The organism is Agarivorans sp. Alg241-V36, assembly GCF_900537085.1.
Taxonomy (GTDB): Bacteria; Pseudomonadota; Gammaproteobacteria; order Enterobacterales; family Celerinatantimonadaceae; genus Agarivorans.
Genome location: NZ_UNRE01000003.1, coordinates 417,950 through 435,720, shown reverse-complemented (window position 1 = coordinate 435,720; position 17,771 = coordinate 417,950). Strand labels below are relative to the sequence as shown.

General features: G+C 42.5%; 12 protein-coding genes. 7 read left to right on the top strand and 5 right to left on the bottom strand.

Going from position 1 to position 17,771, the window contains the following annotated elements; all coding sequences use genetic code 11:
* Positions 1-64: 64 nt before the first annotated feature.
* Positions 65-1,009 (bottom strand): LysR family transcriptional regulator, encoded by a 945-nt coding sequence (locus tag G6R11_RS09365; protein WP_163132814.1) that lies wholly within the window; start codon positions 1,007-1,009, stop codon positions 65-67.
* 1,215 nt (positions 1,010-2,224) lie between these two features.
* Here G6R11_RS09365 and G6R11_RS09360 point away from each other — a divergent pair.
* The 6 genes from G6R11_RS09360 (at position 2,225) to G6R11_RS09335 (ending at position 8,872) form a co-directional block, all read left to right on the top strand.
* Positions 2,225-4,120 carry a LamG domain-containing protein gene (locus tag G6R11_RS09360; RefSeq protein ID WP_163132813.1) on the top strand — a complete coding sequence of 632 codons (1,896 nt, stop codon included), beginning with the start codon at positions 2,225-2,227 and terminating at the stop codon, positions 4,118-4,120.
* A 510-nt stretch (positions 4,121-4,630) separates the two neighbouring features.
* Entirely contained in the window at positions 4,631-5,311 is a 681-nt protein-coding gene (locus G6R11_RS09355) for an oligogalacturonate-specific porin KdgM family protein (RefSeq protein WP_163132812.1), read from the top strand.
* Between the two features lie 110 nt (positions 5,312-5,421).
* Positions 5,422-6,177: an SDR family NAD(P)-dependent oxidoreductase gene (locus tag G6R11_RS09350; RefSeq protein WP_163132811.1), complete on the top strand. Its 756-nt coding sequence runs from the start codon at positions 5,422-5,424 to the stop codon at positions 6,175-6,177.
* A gap of 288 nt (positions 6,178-6,465) precedes the next feature.
* Complete coding sequence (locus tag G6R11_RS09345) at positions 6,466-7,188, top strand: FadR/GntR family transcriptional regulator (protein ID WP_163132810.1); 723 nt, start codon at positions 6,466-6,468, stop codon at positions 7,186-7,188.
* Positions 7,189-7,339: 151 nt separating this feature from the next.
* Positions 7,340-7,900, top strand: a complete 561-nt coding sequence (locus G6R11_RS09340) for a serine O-acetyltransferase (RefSeq protein ID WP_163132809.1) — start codon at positions 7,340-7,342, stop codon at positions 7,898-7,900.
* Positions 7,901-8,173: 273 nt separating this feature from the next.
* Positions 8,174-8,872 carry a DUF4336 domain-containing protein gene (locus tag G6R11_RS09335; protein WP_163132808.1) on the top strand — a complete coding sequence of 233 codons (699 nt, stop codon included), beginning with the start codon at positions 8,174-8,176 and terminating at the stop codon, positions 8,870-8,872.
* Positions 8,873-8,892: 20 nt separating this feature from the next.
* On the opposite strand, the gene G6R11_RS09330 is transcribed toward G6R11_RS09335, so the two are convergent.
* The 4 genes from G6R11_RS09330 to G6R11_RS09315 form a co-directional block, all read right to left on the bottom strand.
* Positions 8,893-10,512 carry a phospholipase A gene (locus tag G6R11_RS09330; RefSeq protein WP_163132807.1) on the bottom strand — a complete coding sequence of 540 codons (1,620 nt, stop codon included), beginning with the start codon at positions 10,510-10,512 and terminating at the stop codon, positions 8,893-8,895.
* Positions 10,513-10,691: 179 nt separating this feature from the next.
* Complete coding sequence (locus G6R11_RS09325; protein WP_163132806.1) at positions 10,692-11,030, bottom strand: hypothetical protein; 339 nt, start codon at positions 11,028-11,030, stop codon at positions 10,692-10,694.
* A 286-nt stretch (positions 11,031-11,316) separates the two neighbouring features.
* Complete coding sequence (locus G6R11_RS09320) at positions 11,317-13,464, bottom strand: heparinase II/III family protein (RefSeq protein ID WP_163132805.1); 2,148 nt, start codon at positions 13,462-13,464, stop codon at positions 11,317-11,319.
* A gap of 2 nt (positions 13,465-13,466) precedes the next feature.
* Positions 13,467-15,605 carry a heparinase II/III family protein gene (locus tag G6R11_RS09315; protein ID WP_163132804.1) on the bottom strand — a complete coding sequence of 713 codons (2,139 nt, stop codon included), beginning with the start codon at positions 15,603-15,605 and terminating at the stop codon, positions 13,467-13,469.
* Positions 15,606-15,923: 318 nt separating this feature from the next.
* On the opposite strand from G6R11_RS09315, the gene G6R11_RS09310 reads away from it, so the two are divergent.
* Positions 15,924-17,690 carry a transporter gene (locus G6R11_RS09310; protein WP_163132803.1) on the top strand — a complete coding sequence of 589 codons (1,767 nt, stop codon included), beginning with the start codon at positions 15,924-15,926 and terminating at the stop codon, positions 17,688-17,690.
* The last annotated feature ends 81 nt before the right edge of the window (positions 17,691-17,771 follow it).

The window sequence follows — 17,771 nt, the reverse complement described above, 5'->3', positions numbered from 1 at the left end:
GCTTTTGACGCTTGAGCCGGCCTAGGGGCCGGCTTTTTATTGCTCTTTTTTGATTGCTGAGCGCTTATTCTATTAGTCCCATGTCTTGCACTCGCTTGCTTATTAAACGGCTACATTCTTGTTTAATTACATTGCGCAGCCAAATTTGAGCTGCCGAGTGTTCGCAGCGAGGATGCCATAACAAGGAGTAGTCAAAAGGCTTAAATTCAAATGGTAGGGGTTTAACTACAAGTTGGTTCTTTTCAGCGACTAGGTAGGCTAAGTCAGCAGGAACAGTAATAATCACCGGTACTTGCTCGCAAATCGCAAGAGCGGCTTCCAGGTGATAAGCGCGAAGTAGCAGTTGAGGTTTGTGTTGATCTGACAATGCTTCGTCCAGCAAGCTTTTTACTCCATCACTAATGGCTATCATTGCATGTGGATAAGCCAAGTACTCTTTAAGAGTGAGCTCTTTATTTGCTAATGGGTGATGCTTAGCGAGTAAACAAAACACACTCACTAAACCCAAGCTCTCTTTAGTCAGAGGAGCTACTGGCTGAGTAGGGCGACAAATCGCCATATCACATCCGTCTGCTGATAATTGTTGGGCGAGTTGCTCATGCTGTAGCGGCGCAAATTCAAGGGAGATGTTGGGCGCTTCTTGATAGATCCTTGCTAGGGCAAAGGGCAATATGGTTTGCATCGCATAATCGGTGGTAGCTATGGTGAAATGCTGGCTACATTCAGCCGGGTTAAACACCGTGGGGCTAAGTAACTGGCGCAGATTTTCTAAGGGGCCTTGTAATTCCTGATTTAGTTCAATGGCTCGCTCTGTTGGCACCAAGCCTTGCCCTTGGCGAATAAACAAGGGATCTTTGAGTAAATCTCGAAGGCGGGTTAATACTCTACTCATTGCCGATTGGCTAAGGTTTAAGCGTACCGCGGCTTTACTTACGCTACCTTCCTCGATAAGCACTTTTAAGGCCACGAGCAAGTTTAGGTCGCGACGATAGATTTCTTCTAAGTCCATAATATATCAAGTAACTAAACGATGAATTAAGTATGCGTTATTTTTAGGGCGAGTCGGAAAAAATCTTTGATTAGCAGAGTTAGTTTGATTGAGTGGTTGGGAAATAGGCTTACAATGAAAGGGTGTAGAAGAATTCTTAAGAATATTCTAACCGACAAACAGCGTCGGCTAGAAGGTTAGTCTTATTCATATTGTTAACTTAATGGTGGTTTTTTAGTATGGCTGCTACGTCGATTATTACTAAGTAAGAGGCGACTAATGCCAGAAATATTCCTACAAAAATCATAATGTTGTCCTTATTCTCGCGTTTAATAGTTAAAACCAACAGTTCCGACAACAAAGCAAGGAAGGTTTTAACGATGTATATCTTTCTTATTATATTTTGGGCAATTAGCGTGTAATCACTATCGCACCTTTATGCTACTTAAGTCTTAAGCTCAAATAGTCATACAATTAAAGCCTGTTTTTTAAACAGCTGTCTGTGATTTTGATCTTGTTTTACTTAAGCTATGCTACATTTCAGCCAATTTAGTGAAGCCAAGCGCGTTACACAAGAAAATTTGTTAGCGTTAAACCAGTAATAGCAATAATAGTTATGCCGTCCAACTTTATTAAAGATATAGCTTATTTGTATGATCAATGCGTAAGTAAGCAGCAATTATTATCTGGAACTCTCCTTATGTAATGATTCAAGAATAAGTAAAGTTCACTTAGTGTTAAGTCAGCTCCTTGTAGCGCTAGCTCTCCGCTATCTAGCGTGTTGCAGGAGTTCAGTCCTCTATGTTAAGACTGTTCAAAGTCACTACTTATTAAGTAATTAGACAGTTATTTTGCTCGATGATCTGCCTAATAAGTTCGTTCCTAGCGATATCAATACTTTCAATCTTCGATCTGCATTTATCTAATTTCTACGACTTGTGAAGACAAAAAGATTAATCGCAAATAGTGCGAAGTCGGTCACTTTACAATCACAATCTTTTGCCACATTATAGTTTTGTATTACTAATACAATATGATCATTTTTACCGTAGTTAGGAGGTTTAAATGGGAACTTATCGCCGGCTAATCATTTAAGAGAGCGAATAGTCTGGAAAGGAAAGTCATCTGGTTGTAATTCGTTAAATAGGTTTCGGACTGTTTAACCACGGATGACCTTAGCAAAATTAGTATTTTAACTATTACAATAATATTATTTATACCTACAAGGAGGTTTAAATGAAACCGTCTAAGCTGCTGCTAATCCCTATGAGCACAACGTTTATGTTTGGCTGTTTTGAAGCGCCAGAAGTATACGTTCCACCAGCTGAGCCTACTTATGCTATTGAAGAAGTGACTTGGAATATTACAAGCGACACCTCACTAATAGCACCTACATCTGCAGAATACCCAGAAGTTTACTACTTCGAAAATGATATTCTCAAAGTTTATACTTACAACGAAACCGACGATCTCTACACGTATAGCCAGCAAGCTTATACCGTGTCAGAAACAGAAATTACTTATGGCGACGTTGATGGTACTTATGAAGTAGTTGATGGCGCTTTATCAATTACTTATACCAAAGACTCTGTAGAGTACACCGACAGTGGCGCTGAGATTACAGACCAAACTGTGCTTGATTCTATTGACGCTGCTGAACAAGAAGAAGGCCCTGGAGTTGAAATCCCTGACGCGGTGAACGAATACCAATTCTCAAACGGAGATTTCGCGTCTGACACTGGTACTGCAGCCAATGACATCTACGCTTCATCTGAAGACGTAGACTTCATTGCTGCGGCTGGTATGGGTGGCGTTGATAATACGGCGATTACTTTTGATCAGTTTGATGCGGGTTCAGGTGCTTACGGTTACTTGAAATATGATTCTTCAGAAATTGTTGAGGGTGTAACTTACGGTTCAGATACCCTGTCTACAGAAGAGTCACCTTCTTTCTCATTAGAAGCTGTAATCAATGCCAACACTGCTGCTACTGAAAACATGCAAATTGTTCAATTTGCTGAAACCAGCAACAATGATAAAGGCTTTAACTTCTATGTAGCTGCAGACCAAACCATTCGCTTTAAGCTTTATGGCGCTGGTGGTGATACTGTTGAAGTAACCGCCGCAACAGATTTCGAAACTGGAAATTGGTACCACCTAGCTGCCGTGTATGATGCAGATGATGGTGAATCAGGAACTATTAAAATTTACGTTAACGGTGAATTAGATAATTCTCGCGATGTTTCAGTTGATTACGGCTTCAACACAGAAGATGATTTTTACATCTTAGGTGGTGCAAACAGTAAAGACCGAAACTTTAAAGGTACTGTAGATAACATTGCAACTTGGAGTGAGGCTCTAGATGCACTTCAAATTGCTGAACGCGCATCTATGTTTGCCGATGGAGAAGAGCCTGTAGATCCACCAGTAGATCCAGATGTACCTGCTGCTAACTACCAATGGGAGTTTTCTACCGTTGATGGAGATGCCGCAATTGGTGATTACTCGTTAAGCATGAGCAAATCTAGTGATAACCCTCGTGAGGTAGTTACTGGAGCATTTGATACCGGAAGTGCTGTTCAAATCACTCAGTCAGTAGGTGGAAACTTTGGTTACCATTATATTAACGATGTAGATATGACGACGAGCCCACTAGCTGGTGTTGATGGTGTTATTTCTTTTGAAATTCTATTCAAATCAACTGACGCTGCTTTTAACTCCGATGCTCAACAAGATTTACAGTTGATAGAGAATGTTGATAGTAACCAAGGCTACAAATTGGTTATTGACGAGGGTACTCTACTTCCACGCTTGAGAATCTATAACGGTTCAGGTTCAACTTCAGTAATTGGAGAAACTCCACTTGAAGATGATACATGGACTCATATTGTTGCAACATACGATGGTACAACTGCAACTATATATGTAAATGGTGTTGAAGATGCGACACAAGAGGTTACTGACTTCCTGCCTAATGCAAGTTCAAGTGATAAGCTATATATAGGTGGTGGTGCAAATAGTGACCAGAAAAACCTTGAAGGCGCTATTGATAATGTTGCGTTCTGGATAGATACGCTAACAGCTGAAGAAGTAGCAGCACGCGCAGCAGCATTTGGCTTTACTGTTAACTAAACGTTGCTCAAACAATAAACCCTCGCTGTTGTTTAAGTGAGGGTTTATTAACAGCGCTACTTCGGTCTTTCACAATCACCTTCTGTTGCTTAGCTAGATATAAATGGAAACATCGCCGACCAGCGGATAAGTAATATAATGGTAGTAGTAAAAGCCGGTTTTGATTAATACTTAATAAAAATGCACCCAACAGGGTGCATTTTGCTTTTTGTGGTTCCGTCACTTTTAACCCGCTTAATATCTTCTTCACACACTGTGAGTAATTCGCAAGGCTTAGCGTTAGCTGTTGGTACTCTGGAATGAAGTATATAAAACTTCACTCTATATCACGTGTGAATTTTTATCTCGCTATTGTTGTTGCGTGTGGTTTTTATGGCTGTTTATAGTGATCTGATAGACATTTTGTTTGTCTGTTCTGGTTTTTGATCACATTTTGAGCTGTTTAGTATATTAAAATTAGTTAAATGATATTGTAATACAAATTATTTAACTAAATATAGAGTTCAGAACATGAAATCATACAGTCTAGCAGTGTTATTGAGTAGTGGTTGTTTGCTGAGTGTGAATGCATTAGCAACCTCAGTAGATTTTCGCCACGAGTACAAAAGCGATACTAAGCAGCATGCTAGCCGAGTAAAGATGGCCCATACCTTTGAAAATAATTTCTCTATGGCTTTAGAGCTTAAATTTAAAGGTGAAGAGGGCAAATTCATGGAAGACTTACAATCAAACGGATCTGAAATCGACCTTGGCTACCGCTATAAAATTAACGACCAGTGGGCACTCATTCCAGGCATGCCCATCGAGTTTGGTCAATCAGGTACTACCTATAAACCGCAACTGCGATTAACCTACACCCCAGAGAAAGTGAAAGGTCTGTCAGTAAGTGGCCGTTATCGACTTGACGTAAAACCCGGCGAAGATATTAAAAAATACCGCCATCGCTATACCGCCAATATTGGTTACAAGTATCAGCAATGGACCTTTGGCCTAGAGGGGAACTACTACTATTCGGATAATTCCGAATATCATCTCTACAACAATGATCGAACCAATTATGAAAACAATTTTACCATTCATTACAACATGGGCAGTTGGACGCCGTGGTTAGAATTTGGTGACGTTTCCGTTTCTAACCAATCTAGTCAACGAGAACTAAGAAGCCGTGTAGGACTACGCTATAACTTCTAAAGTGTGATCTCTGTATTTGTAATACAAATATTAAGGGTGTAATCTATTTGTATTACTAAAGAGGCCATTGGCTCTCTAACTTTACTTAACCATTAATTGAGAGTGTAGATATGTCTAATAAAGTTGCATTAATTACCGGAGCAACCGGTGGAATTGGTTTTCAAGTAGCAAAACGCCTAGGTGAAGATGGCTATACCGTTGTATTGAACGGCATCGAAGATGAAGCTGGCGCTGCGCGTATCGCTCAATTAAAAGAATTGGGTATTGAAGCCGAATACTATGGCTTTGACGTGACTGACGAAGTTGCAGTTTCTAGCAATGTGAGCAAGATCGGCGAAAAATTTGGCAAAATTGATGTAGTGGTAAACAACGCTGGCGGCTTAGGCGGTCGTAGCCCAATGGAAGAAATGACTACTGAGTTTTACCGCTTTGTAATGGCCCTTAATTTAGATAGTGCATTTTTCGTATCGCGTGCGGCAATTCCATTCCTGAAAAAAGGCGAGAATGCTTCAATCATTAACTTCACCTCTAATGCTGGTTGGAATGCAGGTGGCCCAGGCGCAGGAATTTATGGCGTTTCAAAGGGGGCTGTACATACTTTAACTCGCGCTTTGGCCAAAGAATTAGCGCCAGCGGGTATTCGAGTTAATGCCGTATCTCCGGGTACAATCGATACGCCATTCCACGCTCAAATTAAAGAAACTAAGCCTGAAGTATTTGCTTCATGGAAAGATAGCATTCTACTGGGTCGCTTAGGTCAGCCAGAAGAAGTTGCTTCTACAATTTCTTTCTTAGTAAGCAAAGATGCCTCATTCATCACTGCTGAAACTGTGCAGATCGGTGGCGGACAAGCTTTAGGTATCTAATAGCTGCCTCTAGCGCCTTAAAAATACAAAGCCACACTTAAATTAAGTGTGGCTTTTTTAGTCTCTGAAGACATGCTGTTGATGTTTTTTCTACGGCAAATAGCTAAGACTTTAGTATTTAAGTGTTACAAATATAGCGATCAAGCCTACATTTGACGGCTTTTTTTGTATCTGGTCTACTACAAATAGGGTAGTATTAGTCATACTAAATGTATAATAAGTTGTGTTAGCAATGACAAATCTTTTTGATTGGTTATTGCTAACACAATATTTAATTAAGGTTATTTTATGTCTAACGAATTTATGCAAATTGAGGGGGCGTCTCGCAGTCTTCATTTGCAAGTTGCGAGAGAGATTGCTCGCGGCATCTTGTCGGGGAGCCTGCCTCAGGGCAGTATTATTCCCGGTGAGCTAGACCTGTGTGAACAGTTCGGTGTTAGCCGCACAGCATTGCGTGAAGCGATTAAATTGCTTAACTCTAAAGGCTTATTAGAGTCTCGCCCTAAAATTGGCACACGAGTACGTGACCGTGAATACTGGAACTTCTTAGACTCTCAATTACTCGATTGGATGATGGGTTTAAGCAACACTGAAAAATCTTACCAAGAGTTTTTGGCTTTACGTAGAGCAATTGAACCTGAAGCGGCTGCTTTAGCGGCGCGAAATGCAAGTGCTGAGCAACGTATGAGTTTGTCGGCAGTGTTCCAGCAAATGTCTGATGTTGCAGCTGGCGTAGATGAAGTTAACTCTTGGACTGATGTAGATATGGAGTTTCACCGCTTAGTATTCCTATCTACCGGAAATAGCTTTTATATACCTTTTGCTAACGTGCTACGCACTATGTTTATTGGCTTTATTGACCACTCGTCAAAAGAGGGTGGCACCTGTATCGATGAGCATAAAGCAATTTATGATGCCATTATGGCGGGTAATGCTGAAAAAGCTCGTGAAGCAAACTTAGCGCTATTAAATAACAGCAATCACCGTTTACCTTCAGATACAGCTGCTTAACACAGATTACTGTTTCATCTAAAATGCCGACAATATGATTGTCGGCATTTTTGTTTGTGTTAAAGAATCTAAACATATCAACAGTAACTACGGTATATTGTGCCTTGAGCTGGAGCTTGAAGTTTTCACTAATTGTTAAATGGACTTATGCATGGAAGAGTTAAAACAAGATTATTCAGTTTATGTGTTTGAGCATGAACTGGAAGGGTATTCTCTAGTTAAACGTTGGCTTTGGTTACTGCTAAGAAGTACCTTCATTATTGTCATGTTCTACCGTTTAGCTACCCACAAAAATCCTTTGATAAAGCTATTCTCTATTCCTCTCTATAAAGTGATTCGTATTGTCTCAGGTGTGCAAATTCCTCGCGCGGCCAAAATTGGCAAAGGCCTATTTTTGCCTCACTTTGGCAATATAGTACTAAATAAAAAAGCTCAATATGGCGATGACCTAACCATATACCATGGGGTAACCGTGGGTGCGAAGGGGGGAGCAAGTAATGATGCTGGCGTTCCTACTATCGGTAATAAAGTGAGGCTTTCTGCCGGTGCTGTTGTTTTGGGTGATGTTAGCATCGGTAACAACGTTACTGTTGGGGCTGGTGCAGTTGTGGTTAAAGATGTGCCGGAACACGCTGTTGCAGTAGGTAATCCCGCCCGTATTTTAATCAGAGAGCCAAAACCGCTTAATCAATCTATAGACAGCGCTGACTAAACGTAGACTAAAAGCCAACACCGGCTCGGCTAAACCACGACAAACAATTTGCCCACCGCTGATATGCTGTTAAGGCAGTATATGCCATAAAAACTGCCACTGAATGACATGGAGACTGTTTGCGTTTTTTAACAGCGTTCAGCTGTTCTCCATCAGTCTCTTGCTGTCTCATTCCTTTATGCAAATTTCTTGATGTTTATTTCATACTTTCAAGAACTTATTTGGCTGTAAATGGACAAACTATAGAGATAGCGCCTAGCCAAAGGGAGTGACATGCAGCAACTTGCAGAGAATGTTTGGATTGTAGAGGGGCCTTGTGTGCCCTTTTTAGGTTTGCCTTACTCTACCCGCATGACCATTATTTGCCTCGATAATCGCCAGCTTTGGATCCACAGCCCAATAGCCTTAAACGATAAGTTACTGGAAAATATAGCCTTGTTAGGAGAGGTTAAGTATTTGATTGCGCCAAATCACCTGCATCATTTGTTTATTGAGCCCTGGCAACAGCAGTTCCCTGGTGCTCGCTTGTATGGCACCGAGCAATTAATTATTAAGCGTAATGACTTGGATTTCGATGGTGCCTTAACCAACAACCCTAGTGAAGTGTGGCCTTGGCAAGAGCAGATTAAACAAGTGCTTTTTACCGGCTCTCCACTTATGCAGGAATGCGTTTTTTACCACCCAATGTCCGGTGTTTTAGTCGTCACCGATTTAGTTGAAAACTTTAACCCAAGTAGCTTTAATTGGTGGCAAAGAATATTGGCTAAACTAACCGGAATAGTGGCTCCAAACGGAAAAATGCCTTTGGACTGGCGGTTAAGCTTTATGTTTGGCAAGGCAACTGCACGCCAGCATTTACAGCAGATACTCAGTTGGCAAGCAACTACCTTGGTGATGTCGCATGGCGAAATTATCCAAGAAAATGCTACCCAATTTTTGCGGCAGTCTTTTGGTTGGTTAATCAAAGGGTGAGCGCTAGGCTCAATAATTGCCTAGTTATTGATGGCAAAACCAATACCCAAACTTTGATTATGTTTGTTGTAATCAATTAAGGATTCACCATAACCGTTGAAGTATTTAAGGTATAAGGCTAATTCTTGAGTTATGCCGTAAGACCAGCGTAAATCTAAAGCGCCTTTATTGTCTTTTTTAAAGTTATTTCGTCCCAAAAAGCTTAAGCGGTGTCGGTCATTTACCTGCCAACTAGCTGTTAACTCACCGTAGCCATAGTAATCTTCCATATTGGGATTATCGTCTTCCGATTCATCTTCTTTGATGCGGTACCACGGTTTTATCGCTACGCTAACGGGCTTAGCGTCAAAGCCAAATTCGCCATAAATGCGGTTCCACGAGCGCGAACGAATTTGTGTTTGTCCGTTTGACTCATGCACTAAACCAAAACGCATCCATTCTGGTGACCAAGCTGAACGCTGCTCTGCACTGCTATTCCACTGATAGAAAAATTCAGGCTCATAATTGGTTTCACGAATAGCGTCACCAGAGCGCTCGTAAGGTTGCCAGAAGGTTTGCTGGGTGTAAGCAAAGCTCAAATTATCGCTGTCGGTAAATAGGGTGAAGGGCAGTGTAAGACGAAAACTAAACTGAAACTCCACTTCCATTTTTTCCGGTTGTTGACCGGGAACGCCGCCAGCTAAATCGGGAATGGCAGGCGAGGGGTTGTATTTGAAAGGCAGAATATAGCTATCTCTAAACATGCTCATACCAGCAAAGGTCCATTGGCTGCTTGTTGACATCATTTCTCGTCGGTCGCCAATTCGATTAAGCGCAACACCTAGGCCGAAAGACTGGTTGTGGATGTTGTAGTCAAGCATTGACTCACCATAGCCATTAAAATATTTGGCGTAGAGAGAAAATGCGGGGCTAATGCAATAGGAAAAACGTAAATCTACAGCGCCTTTATTGTCTGATTGCAGATTATTGCGACCCATTGCTGTGACGCGGTGGTTACATTGGTCATCACCAAACAGGTAGCCAAGGGTGAGTTCACCATAGCCATAATAATCAGTAAAATCACCGCCGTTGTTCACTTCGGGTCCTACCGGGATCCAAGGTTTAAAGGTGATTAACCAGTCGTTGTAGGAGGTATCAAACTGGGCGTAAATTCTCTCCCATGAACGATCAAACTCACCGTAAGAGCCATTAGCTTGGTGGCTAAAACCAAGGCTTGCTGCGCGCAATAGCCAGCGGTTTTTGTCGATGCTAAATTGGTCTGGCCGCCAAGTGTAAATGAGTTCTGGTTCGTAATTGGTATCCCGAAAAGGGGATGAGAAAGGTTTGTTGTATACTTGCCAAAAACTTTGCTGAGTATAGGCAATGCTAAAGTAGTCTCTTTTACTTAACAGGCTTTCAGCTACGATGAGCTTGCCACTTATCTGAAATTCGGTTTCTAGGTTATCGATACCTCCACCGTTTTCGCCTTCTTTAGTGGCTAATACCGAAGAGTAATCACCTAAACTGGGTGGGTTAGGGTTGTATTTTCCTAGTAGGATATAGGTATCACGATAGGCAACTAATCTAGGTCCACTGTCTTGCTCTGCCAAGCTCGTACTTGATAGCGTTAGCAGCAAAATACTAAGTACTGTTTTCTTCATTTCTTCCCTGAATATCTTGGTTATTTAGCAAGCTAGCGTTAGATCAATGATTTAACATTTTTATGTTAGCGGGGAAAAGATAAAGAAGCGAGAAAACTCAACAGAAAATCCTGTTGGTATAGGTTTAGCGGATAGAAAAAAGGACGCAAAAGCGTCCTTTAAGGTATATATGGTTCAGCTTAGGAAAGGCTGTAAGCGACTATTACGCCCAAAGCGACAATAGCCAAGGTAAAAGCAAATTGAATCGCCGTTGATAACAGAGCGAGAACAAAGCCTGCAACGGCGGTTGTTCTAAATACTAAAGAAAACAGAATGCTGGTTATGACTATTGCAACCAAAGTTGGGAAAAAACCTTCGCCAATGACCAACTCGGTAAAAACACTGGCGGCTATGGCAGCAATTACAGCAACAAAACAAACATCTATTCCTGAGCGCTCAATTTTTAGTACCTGAGTACCCAATTTAATCGGCGCCAACATTATTAATGTGAGTAGAGAAAGCGTTAATACTATCGTCATTCCTTTAACCTCTATACGTTGATAACAGTCCTTGTTAAATGGTGACCTAAGGTAAATATCTTACTAATTAGGTATGACGAAAGAGTAAGCTAAGCGATATTTCTCCACCATTCCCCATTTGGGTTAAATTACTTGTTTATTAATTGTTCAAGGCCAATAGTCTTGTGTACAAAGGGAGTGGTGATAAATGAAGATTTTGTTACAGCAAAGAGGGTAAACAATCTTGTTGTGCTTTTTAGATGCAAAAAAGCCCCGCATAGCGAGGCTTTTATAAAAAGCGAAAGGCTTAAGCTATGTGAACAGCGCCACTCCAGCGCAGGATTTCTCCATTCACTTCTAATTGATGCTGAGTTTCTGGTTTCACGTTTGCCTGGTTAGAAATACACACGGTAATCTGTTTGCCAGACACCAAATGAATTGCCACCGCTGACGCCACTTTGTTGTGAGCCAATACTTCAACTGACACCACTTGGCCGCGTGCTTCGGTACTTGCTTCAATGGCTTCATTAAAGTAGCCATGAGTTTCGAACACGTTGGCAAACAAGTGATCTTTAGCTTGCTGACGTAGCAATATAACCGGTTCGCTACGTAAGTTGAAATCTGGATCGTTAGCACCGGTGCGCGCCATAATCACTTGGCTGTTTGCTACCGCAGAGCTCACCATCGAGTAATAGCTATTACCTTGTAACCAAGTAATTAAGCTTGAGCCATCTACATCAGCCGTTGCTTGGTGCCACAGGTGCTGGTAACCATGGCTTTCGCCCAGTGGTTTAAGACGAGCATTGCATTCGTAGTTAAAATCGCTGCGAATAAACTGGCCAGAATAGTGAATAGTGTAGTCATAGTTATGCTCTTGCTCACTTACTAGGCGGAACAAATCCAGTACTAATGGCTTAGCAAAACCCTCTACTTCAAACATGATTACGCTGCGCTGTTGGTCTACGCCTGGGTAGTAGTTACGTACAAATGCACTCATTGCTTGTAGCTTGTTGTCACCACTTACAAAGAAGTGGTGTTCGCCCCATTTTTCTTCAGCAGTGGCGGTATTACCTTGGTTTTGGCTTTGGTAATCCACTACCACTGTATTGTGAGCAATGGTTTGCTTAGCGTAGCTTTTGTTTTCTGGAATATAGCGACCACCAAACTTAGGCTCTATATTTACCCAGCGACCGAAGCCGTAATCATGCAATACTTCTTGGCCACGATTGAATAGGTTGAAGTGCAAGCCATCAAAGTGGCCGTGGTCTAATGCTGAATGTAGCTTGTGGTCACTGCCATGTTGGCCAAACCATAACAGCGCCATGCTGTCATCTTGCTGAGCATCTCGGTGACGTAATATCGCTACGCCACCGCGGTCGCCCTCGGCGCCATCTGTTAATACTAAGCTGCCCCAGTTAAAGCCACCAATGCTTGCTGCGTTTTCGCTAGCATCCGACAAGCTGGCTCCAGAGCCATGTACCCAAACTTTAGCTTGGTGTTTAGCCATGGCTACTAAGTTTGCGTCCCGGAGGTAACGGCTAAAGCACATGCTAGTGGCAATTAAGATACCTTCGTCATTAATGTCCATGGATTTCGATGAATCATTAAGTGCGGGTAAAACACCATTTGGAAAGGCTGTGGCCATTACCGCATAAGTAGTGGTTTTAATCACTTGTTCTTTGAGTTGGTAAATACCAATCTCTGGTTGGCGACGCTCAATGGCTTCGGCAAACAAGAAGATTGGACGCAAGGAAAAGCGATGATAGTAAGGGCCTTCCATGTAGTAACCGTCTGGCGAGAATAGCTGAGTGAGCTGGGCAATAAAGCCGCCGCTCACGCTATCACCTTTAAGGCCATACAAGGCTTTGTCTACACTGGCTTGGTCTTGAATGGCGTAACCACAAATACCAACACCTGCTACCGCCCACAAACCGTGGTTGTGCACAATATCAAAGTCGTGGGCGTAAACATCAACAAACAGCTCAATCATTAATTTGAATAAATCGTTTTCGATTAGTTGCTGTTCGTCTTCTGCCAGTTTATGACGAATACAAGAATAAGCACACGAGGCGTACAGCATCCACATATTTTCATTCAATGTTTGGTGGAATAAGCGCCCCGGTGGGTTGGTGTCTCGGCTAGTGTTTAGCTCTAAAGTAGGGTACACCTTGGCGTATTCAAGCAGCATGCTACGTGCGTAATCTAGGTAGCGTTGGTCTTCAGTAATGAGGTATAAGCGGCCGGCTAAGTCCAAGTGGATGTAGTTTTGCTTGTGGCGATTATGCTCGTAACCGCCGGCTTCACCGTGGCCGGGGATCTCAATGCCTAAAGGCATGTAAGCTTCAAGCGCTGCCACTTCGGCAGCGATAGACTGACCCATTAGAGAATCAGTATTTAAGTGCTTGGCCAGTTCTTTTGCTTCTTCAAAGCTTATCAATAATGGTTGGTAAGTCATGATTAACCTCGGTTCTTTTCTAAAGCCAGAGATCCCTGCCAGCAATAAGTTTGTTGATTAAATTCTATACTGTGCTGGGTATCAGCACTTACATTGCGTTGGTTACTAATCATTACAGTGAAGTTGATGCCGTCACCGATTATTTGCACTACGCTGCCGATGTCGTTGCTTACTAGCACGCTTACTTGGCTTACTTTGCCACGTGCATTGGTACTGGCTTCGATGGCTTCATTAAAGTAACCATGGGTTTCTAATACGTTAGCAAACACCGTTGATTTTGCTTGGCGACGTAAGATAAAGCTGGTTTCACTGCGCAAGTTAAACTCTGGGTCATTGGCGCCAACGCGAGTGAAGAATAGCTCGTCGCTTGTTTCACTGGCGCTAATCCAAGAATAGTAACTATTGCCTTGTAGCCAACTTACTAAGTTGTTCTCAGAGGCTTTGCCTTGTGCTTCGTTCCACAAATGTTGGTAACCAAAGTTGTTACCCATTGGCGCGAGCTCTTGGTGCATTTGATAGTTACTGGTGCACCGTACAATTTGCCCTTGGTATTGCAGGGCGTAATCGTAACTATGTTCGGTGTCACTGCTTAAGCGGAATACATCCAATAATAGTGGTGCGTCTAATGCGTCATCATTAATCAACACCAAGCTACGCTGTTGGTCTACACCCGGGTAAAAATTATCGGCAAAGGCACTTACCGCTTGCAGGTTTGGATTTTGGTCTTCAAAGAAGTGGGGGATACCGTGTTTGCTATCAGCCAGTGCTACATCAAAGTTGTTTTGACAAGATTGGTCTACTGCCACCGCGTTATGAGCAACGGTTTGGCGTGCGTAAGACTTGTTTTCATCTAAATAGCGACCACCAAACTTAGGTTCTATATTTACCCAGCGACCAAAGCCGTACTCTTTTAGTACCTCTTGTCCTCGGTTGAAGAAGCTAATGCCTAAGGTGTCGAAGTGACCATGGCCCATGCCGTGTTGGCCATAGTTCATCACCAGTTGGCTAACGTCACCATCTTTGCTTTGCATGCGCACAAAGCCTTGGGCACCGCGGTCACCTTTAGGACCTTCGTTTAACTCAACGCTTGGCCAGTGAGGAAGGGCAGTGGTAGTTGATTGTTGATAAGCCTTTGATAGTGCGCTACCACATCCATGTAACCAAACTTGCTGCTGTATTTTAGCCATGCCAAGCAGTTTATCGTCGTGGCCGTAATGCTTGTAAGCCAAGCTTACTGCTACTACTACGCCCTGATCTTTGATATCCATGCTTAATGACGCATCGTTTAATGCAGGGAATACGCCGTTAGGGTAGGCGGTCGCTAACAAAGCTTTAATGGTTTTACCAATTACTTGGCCTTTGTAATTAAAAATGTCTAGCTCTGGGCGATGGCGATGTAATACTTCAGCAAACAAACACAAAGGGCGAATCGCATAGCGATGGTAGTAAGGTCCTTCCATGTAGTAGCCTGAAGGCGCGAACAATTGGCTAATTTGGGCTAAGAAGCCACCAGTTACGTCATCGCCTTTTATCCCATGTACCGACATGTCTACATATTCTGGTTTGCCTATGGCAAGGCCACAAATACCTACGGCTGCTACCGCCCACAAACCATGGTTGTGGATCCGGTCAAAGTCGAAGCCATATTTGTCGGTAAACATATCTAGCATAGGTTGGAATAATTGACCTTCGATATGCTTCACTTGTTCTTCGCTTAACCAGTGTTTGATGCAGCTATAGCCTAAGCTGGCGTACAACAGCCAAACATGCTCATTGAGGATTTGGTGGAACAGGCGACCCGGTGGGTTAGTGTTGCGCTGAATATGGAAACCAAAGCCCAAGTACTTATCGGCATACTCACTTAATATATCTGCAGTGTATTGCGCGTATTGCTCGTCGCCAGTGATTAAGAACAGGCGGCCAGCTTGGTTAATATATTGATAGTTCTGCTTGTGACGGTTGTGCTCGTAGCCACCCGCTTCACCATGACCAGGCACTTCAATGGGCTTAGCCATATAAGCTTGAGTATCGCTAATCATTTTGTCTAAACTTAAACCCATCAAGCTATCACTATTAAGCTGCTGGCTGATTTCAGCAATTTCCTGCTGATTGAGTAACACGGCATTTAATTTCGCAAGCATTTGAAATCTCATTAGAACAATTTATTGCTATAAAGTAATACAAATAGGGATTGAATTCAGCTTAATCAGGTAAAACAGTGAACTTACTCACATTATATATTTTTGCTTTTAAATTGCTCGTCGACCAAGCTGAGTAGCGGATTAAGTCTGGCAATGCGCTGCGTTTCCTGGCCGAATAATAATCAAAACAAACTAAGCAAAAAATAATTGGATCTCCATCACACATAAGGTTATTTTGTATTACAATATAATTTAATTGTTTTACACTAAACGGGATTTAAATTTCACACACTTAACTTTTGACCTTCAGAGGCGGCTATGAGTATTGATATCGTTGTTGTACTGGCCTACTTCGTATTTTTAATTGCGATAGGTTGGATGTTTCGTACCTTTACATCTTCCACCAGTGACTACTTTAGAGGCGGCGGTAAAATGCTGTGGTGGATGGTAGGTGCGACAGCATTTATGACTCAATTTTCAGCATGGACCTTTACTGGAGCAGCAGGGAAAGCATTTAGCGACGGTTTCGCCATCGTTATCTTGTTCTTGGCCAACGCGTTTGGCTACTTTATGAATTACATCTATTTTGCTCCGAAGTTTCGACAACTTCGCGTAGTGACAGCCATTGAAGCGATTAAAAAACGTTTCGGCCGTACATCAGAGCAGTTCTTTACTTGGTTAGGCATGCCCGATAGCTTAATTTCTGCCGGTGTATGGTTAAACGGTTTGGCTATTTTTGTTGCCGCCGTATTCAATATTCCGATGGAAACCACCATCATTTTCACCGGTGTTGTACTGGTAATAATGGCGGTAACGGGTGGCTCTTGGGCGGTAGTAGCATCTGACTTTATGCAAATGCTAGTGATTATGGCGGTAACTATTACCTGTGCCATTGCCGCTTACTTCCATGGTGGAGGCTTAACTAACATTATTGGTAACTTCCATGGCGATTTTGTGATGGGCAGTAACCTTAACTATGTGAGCATTTTCTTACTGTGGATTGTATTCATCTTCGTGAAGCAATTCGGGGTAATGAACAACAGCATTAACGCATACCGTTACCTTTGTGCAAAAGACAGTGACAATGCACGAAAAGCGGCTGGTTTAGCCTGTGTATTGATGATTGTTGGTCCGCTTATTTGGTTCTTACCACCTTGGTACGTAAATGCCTTTATGCCTGACTTTGCTGAAGCTTACAGCACAGTTGGTGGCAGCGATGCAGCTTACTTAGCCTTTGTTCAAAACGTTATGCCAGCAGGTATGGTGGGTCTGTTAATGTCAGCGATGTTCGCTGCGACCATGAGTTCTATGGACTCTGGCCTTAACCGTAACGCCGGTATCTTTATTCGCAACTTCTACTCGCCAATTGTTCGTAAAGAAGCAGCTAGCGAAAAAGAGCTTATTGTTGCCAGTAAAGCAGCCACGATATTTATGGGCTTAGTGATTATTTCGATTGGCCTATTTATTAACTCGCTACGTCATTTAAGCCTATTCGACATTGTACTAAACATTGGCGCCCTAATTGGCTTCCCAATGCTAATTCCAGTGTTATTGGGTATGTGGATCCGCAATACGCCTGATTGGGCCGGTTGGGGAACCTTAGTCGTGGGTGGTGTGGTGTCTTATGTATTTGGTATCGCCTTAACCGCAGACGACATTCAAAACTGGTTTGGTTTAGAGCATGCGCTTACAGGTCGCGAATGGGCTGACTTGAAAGTAGGTCTTAGCCTGGCAGCTCACGTGGTACTAACTGGTGGCTTCTTTGTTGGCTCTACCTTGTTCTTCAAGGGTCGTACACCAGAGCGTGAAGCGGAAGTGGCTGAGTTGTTCCGAGATTGGAATACACCAGTGCATGCCAATACTGAAGAGCAACATAACTTAGATACTAAACAGCGTTCTATGCTGGGTAACCTAATTAGCGTTGCAGGTTTCGGCATCATCGCCATGGCAATGATTCCAAACGATATATCAGGTCGAGCACTGTTTGTTCTGTGCGGAACCATAGTGTTGGTAGCTGGGATCTTGTTAGTACAAGCAGCTAGAAAACCAAATAAAAATTTGAAAACAGAATCAGCAACGGAATAAACGCGTGAGGCTTAAGCCAAGGCGAGCAGGTCTCGCCTTGGTAAAATAAGGATTTACCTTAAGCACAACTGAAAATTAACC

Excerpts from the sequence above, each read along its gene's own strand:
- G6R11_RS09365 (WP_163132814.1), bottom strand. The coding sequence starts at position 1,009 with ATGGACTTAGAAGAAATCTATCGTCGCGACCTAAACTTGCTCGTGGCC.
- G6R11_RS09360 (WP_163132813.1), top strand. The coding sequence starts at position 2,225 with ATGAAACCGTCTAAGCTGCTGCTAATCCCTATGAGCACAACGTTTATG.
- G6R11_RS09355 (WP_163132812.1), top strand. The coding sequence starts at position 4,631 with ATGAAATCATACAGTCTAGCAGTGTTATTGAGTAGTGGTTGTTTGCTG.
- G6R11_RS09350 (WP_163132811.1), top strand. The coding sequence starts at position 5,422 with ATGTCTAATAAAGTTGCATTAATTACCGGAGCAACCGGTGGAATTGGT.
- G6R11_RS09345 (WP_163132810.1), top strand. The coding sequence starts at position 6,466 with ATGTCTAACGAATTTATGCAAATTGAGGGGGCGTCTCGCAGTCTTCAT.
- G6R11_RS09340 (WP_163132809.1), top strand. The coding sequence starts at position 7,340 with ATGGAAGAGTTAAAACAAGATTATTCAGTTTATGTGTTTGAGCATGAA.
- G6R11_RS09335 (WP_163132808.1), top strand. The coding sequence starts at position 8,174 with ATGCAGCAACTTGCAGAGAATGTTTGGATTGTAGAGGGGCCTTGTGTG.
- G6R11_RS09330 (WP_163132807.1), bottom strand. The coding sequence starts at position 10,512 with ATGAAGAAAACAGTACTTAGTATTTTGCTGCTAACGCTATCAAGTACG.
- G6R11_RS09325 (WP_163132806.1), bottom strand. The coding sequence starts at position 11,030 with ATGACGATAGTATTAACGCTTTCTCTACTCACATTAATAATGTTGGCG.
- G6R11_RS09320 (WP_163132805.1), bottom strand. The coding sequence starts at position 13,464 with ATGACTTACCAACCATTATTGATAAGCTTTGAAGAAGCAAAAGAACTG.
- G6R11_RS09315 (WP_163132804.1), bottom strand. The coding sequence starts at position 15,605 with ATGCTTGCGAAATTAAATGCCGTGTTACTCAATCAGCAGGAAATTGCT.
- G6R11_RS09310 (WP_163132803.1), top strand. The coding sequence starts at position 15,924 with ATGAGTATTGATATCGTTGTTGTACTGGCCTACTTCGTATTTTTAATT.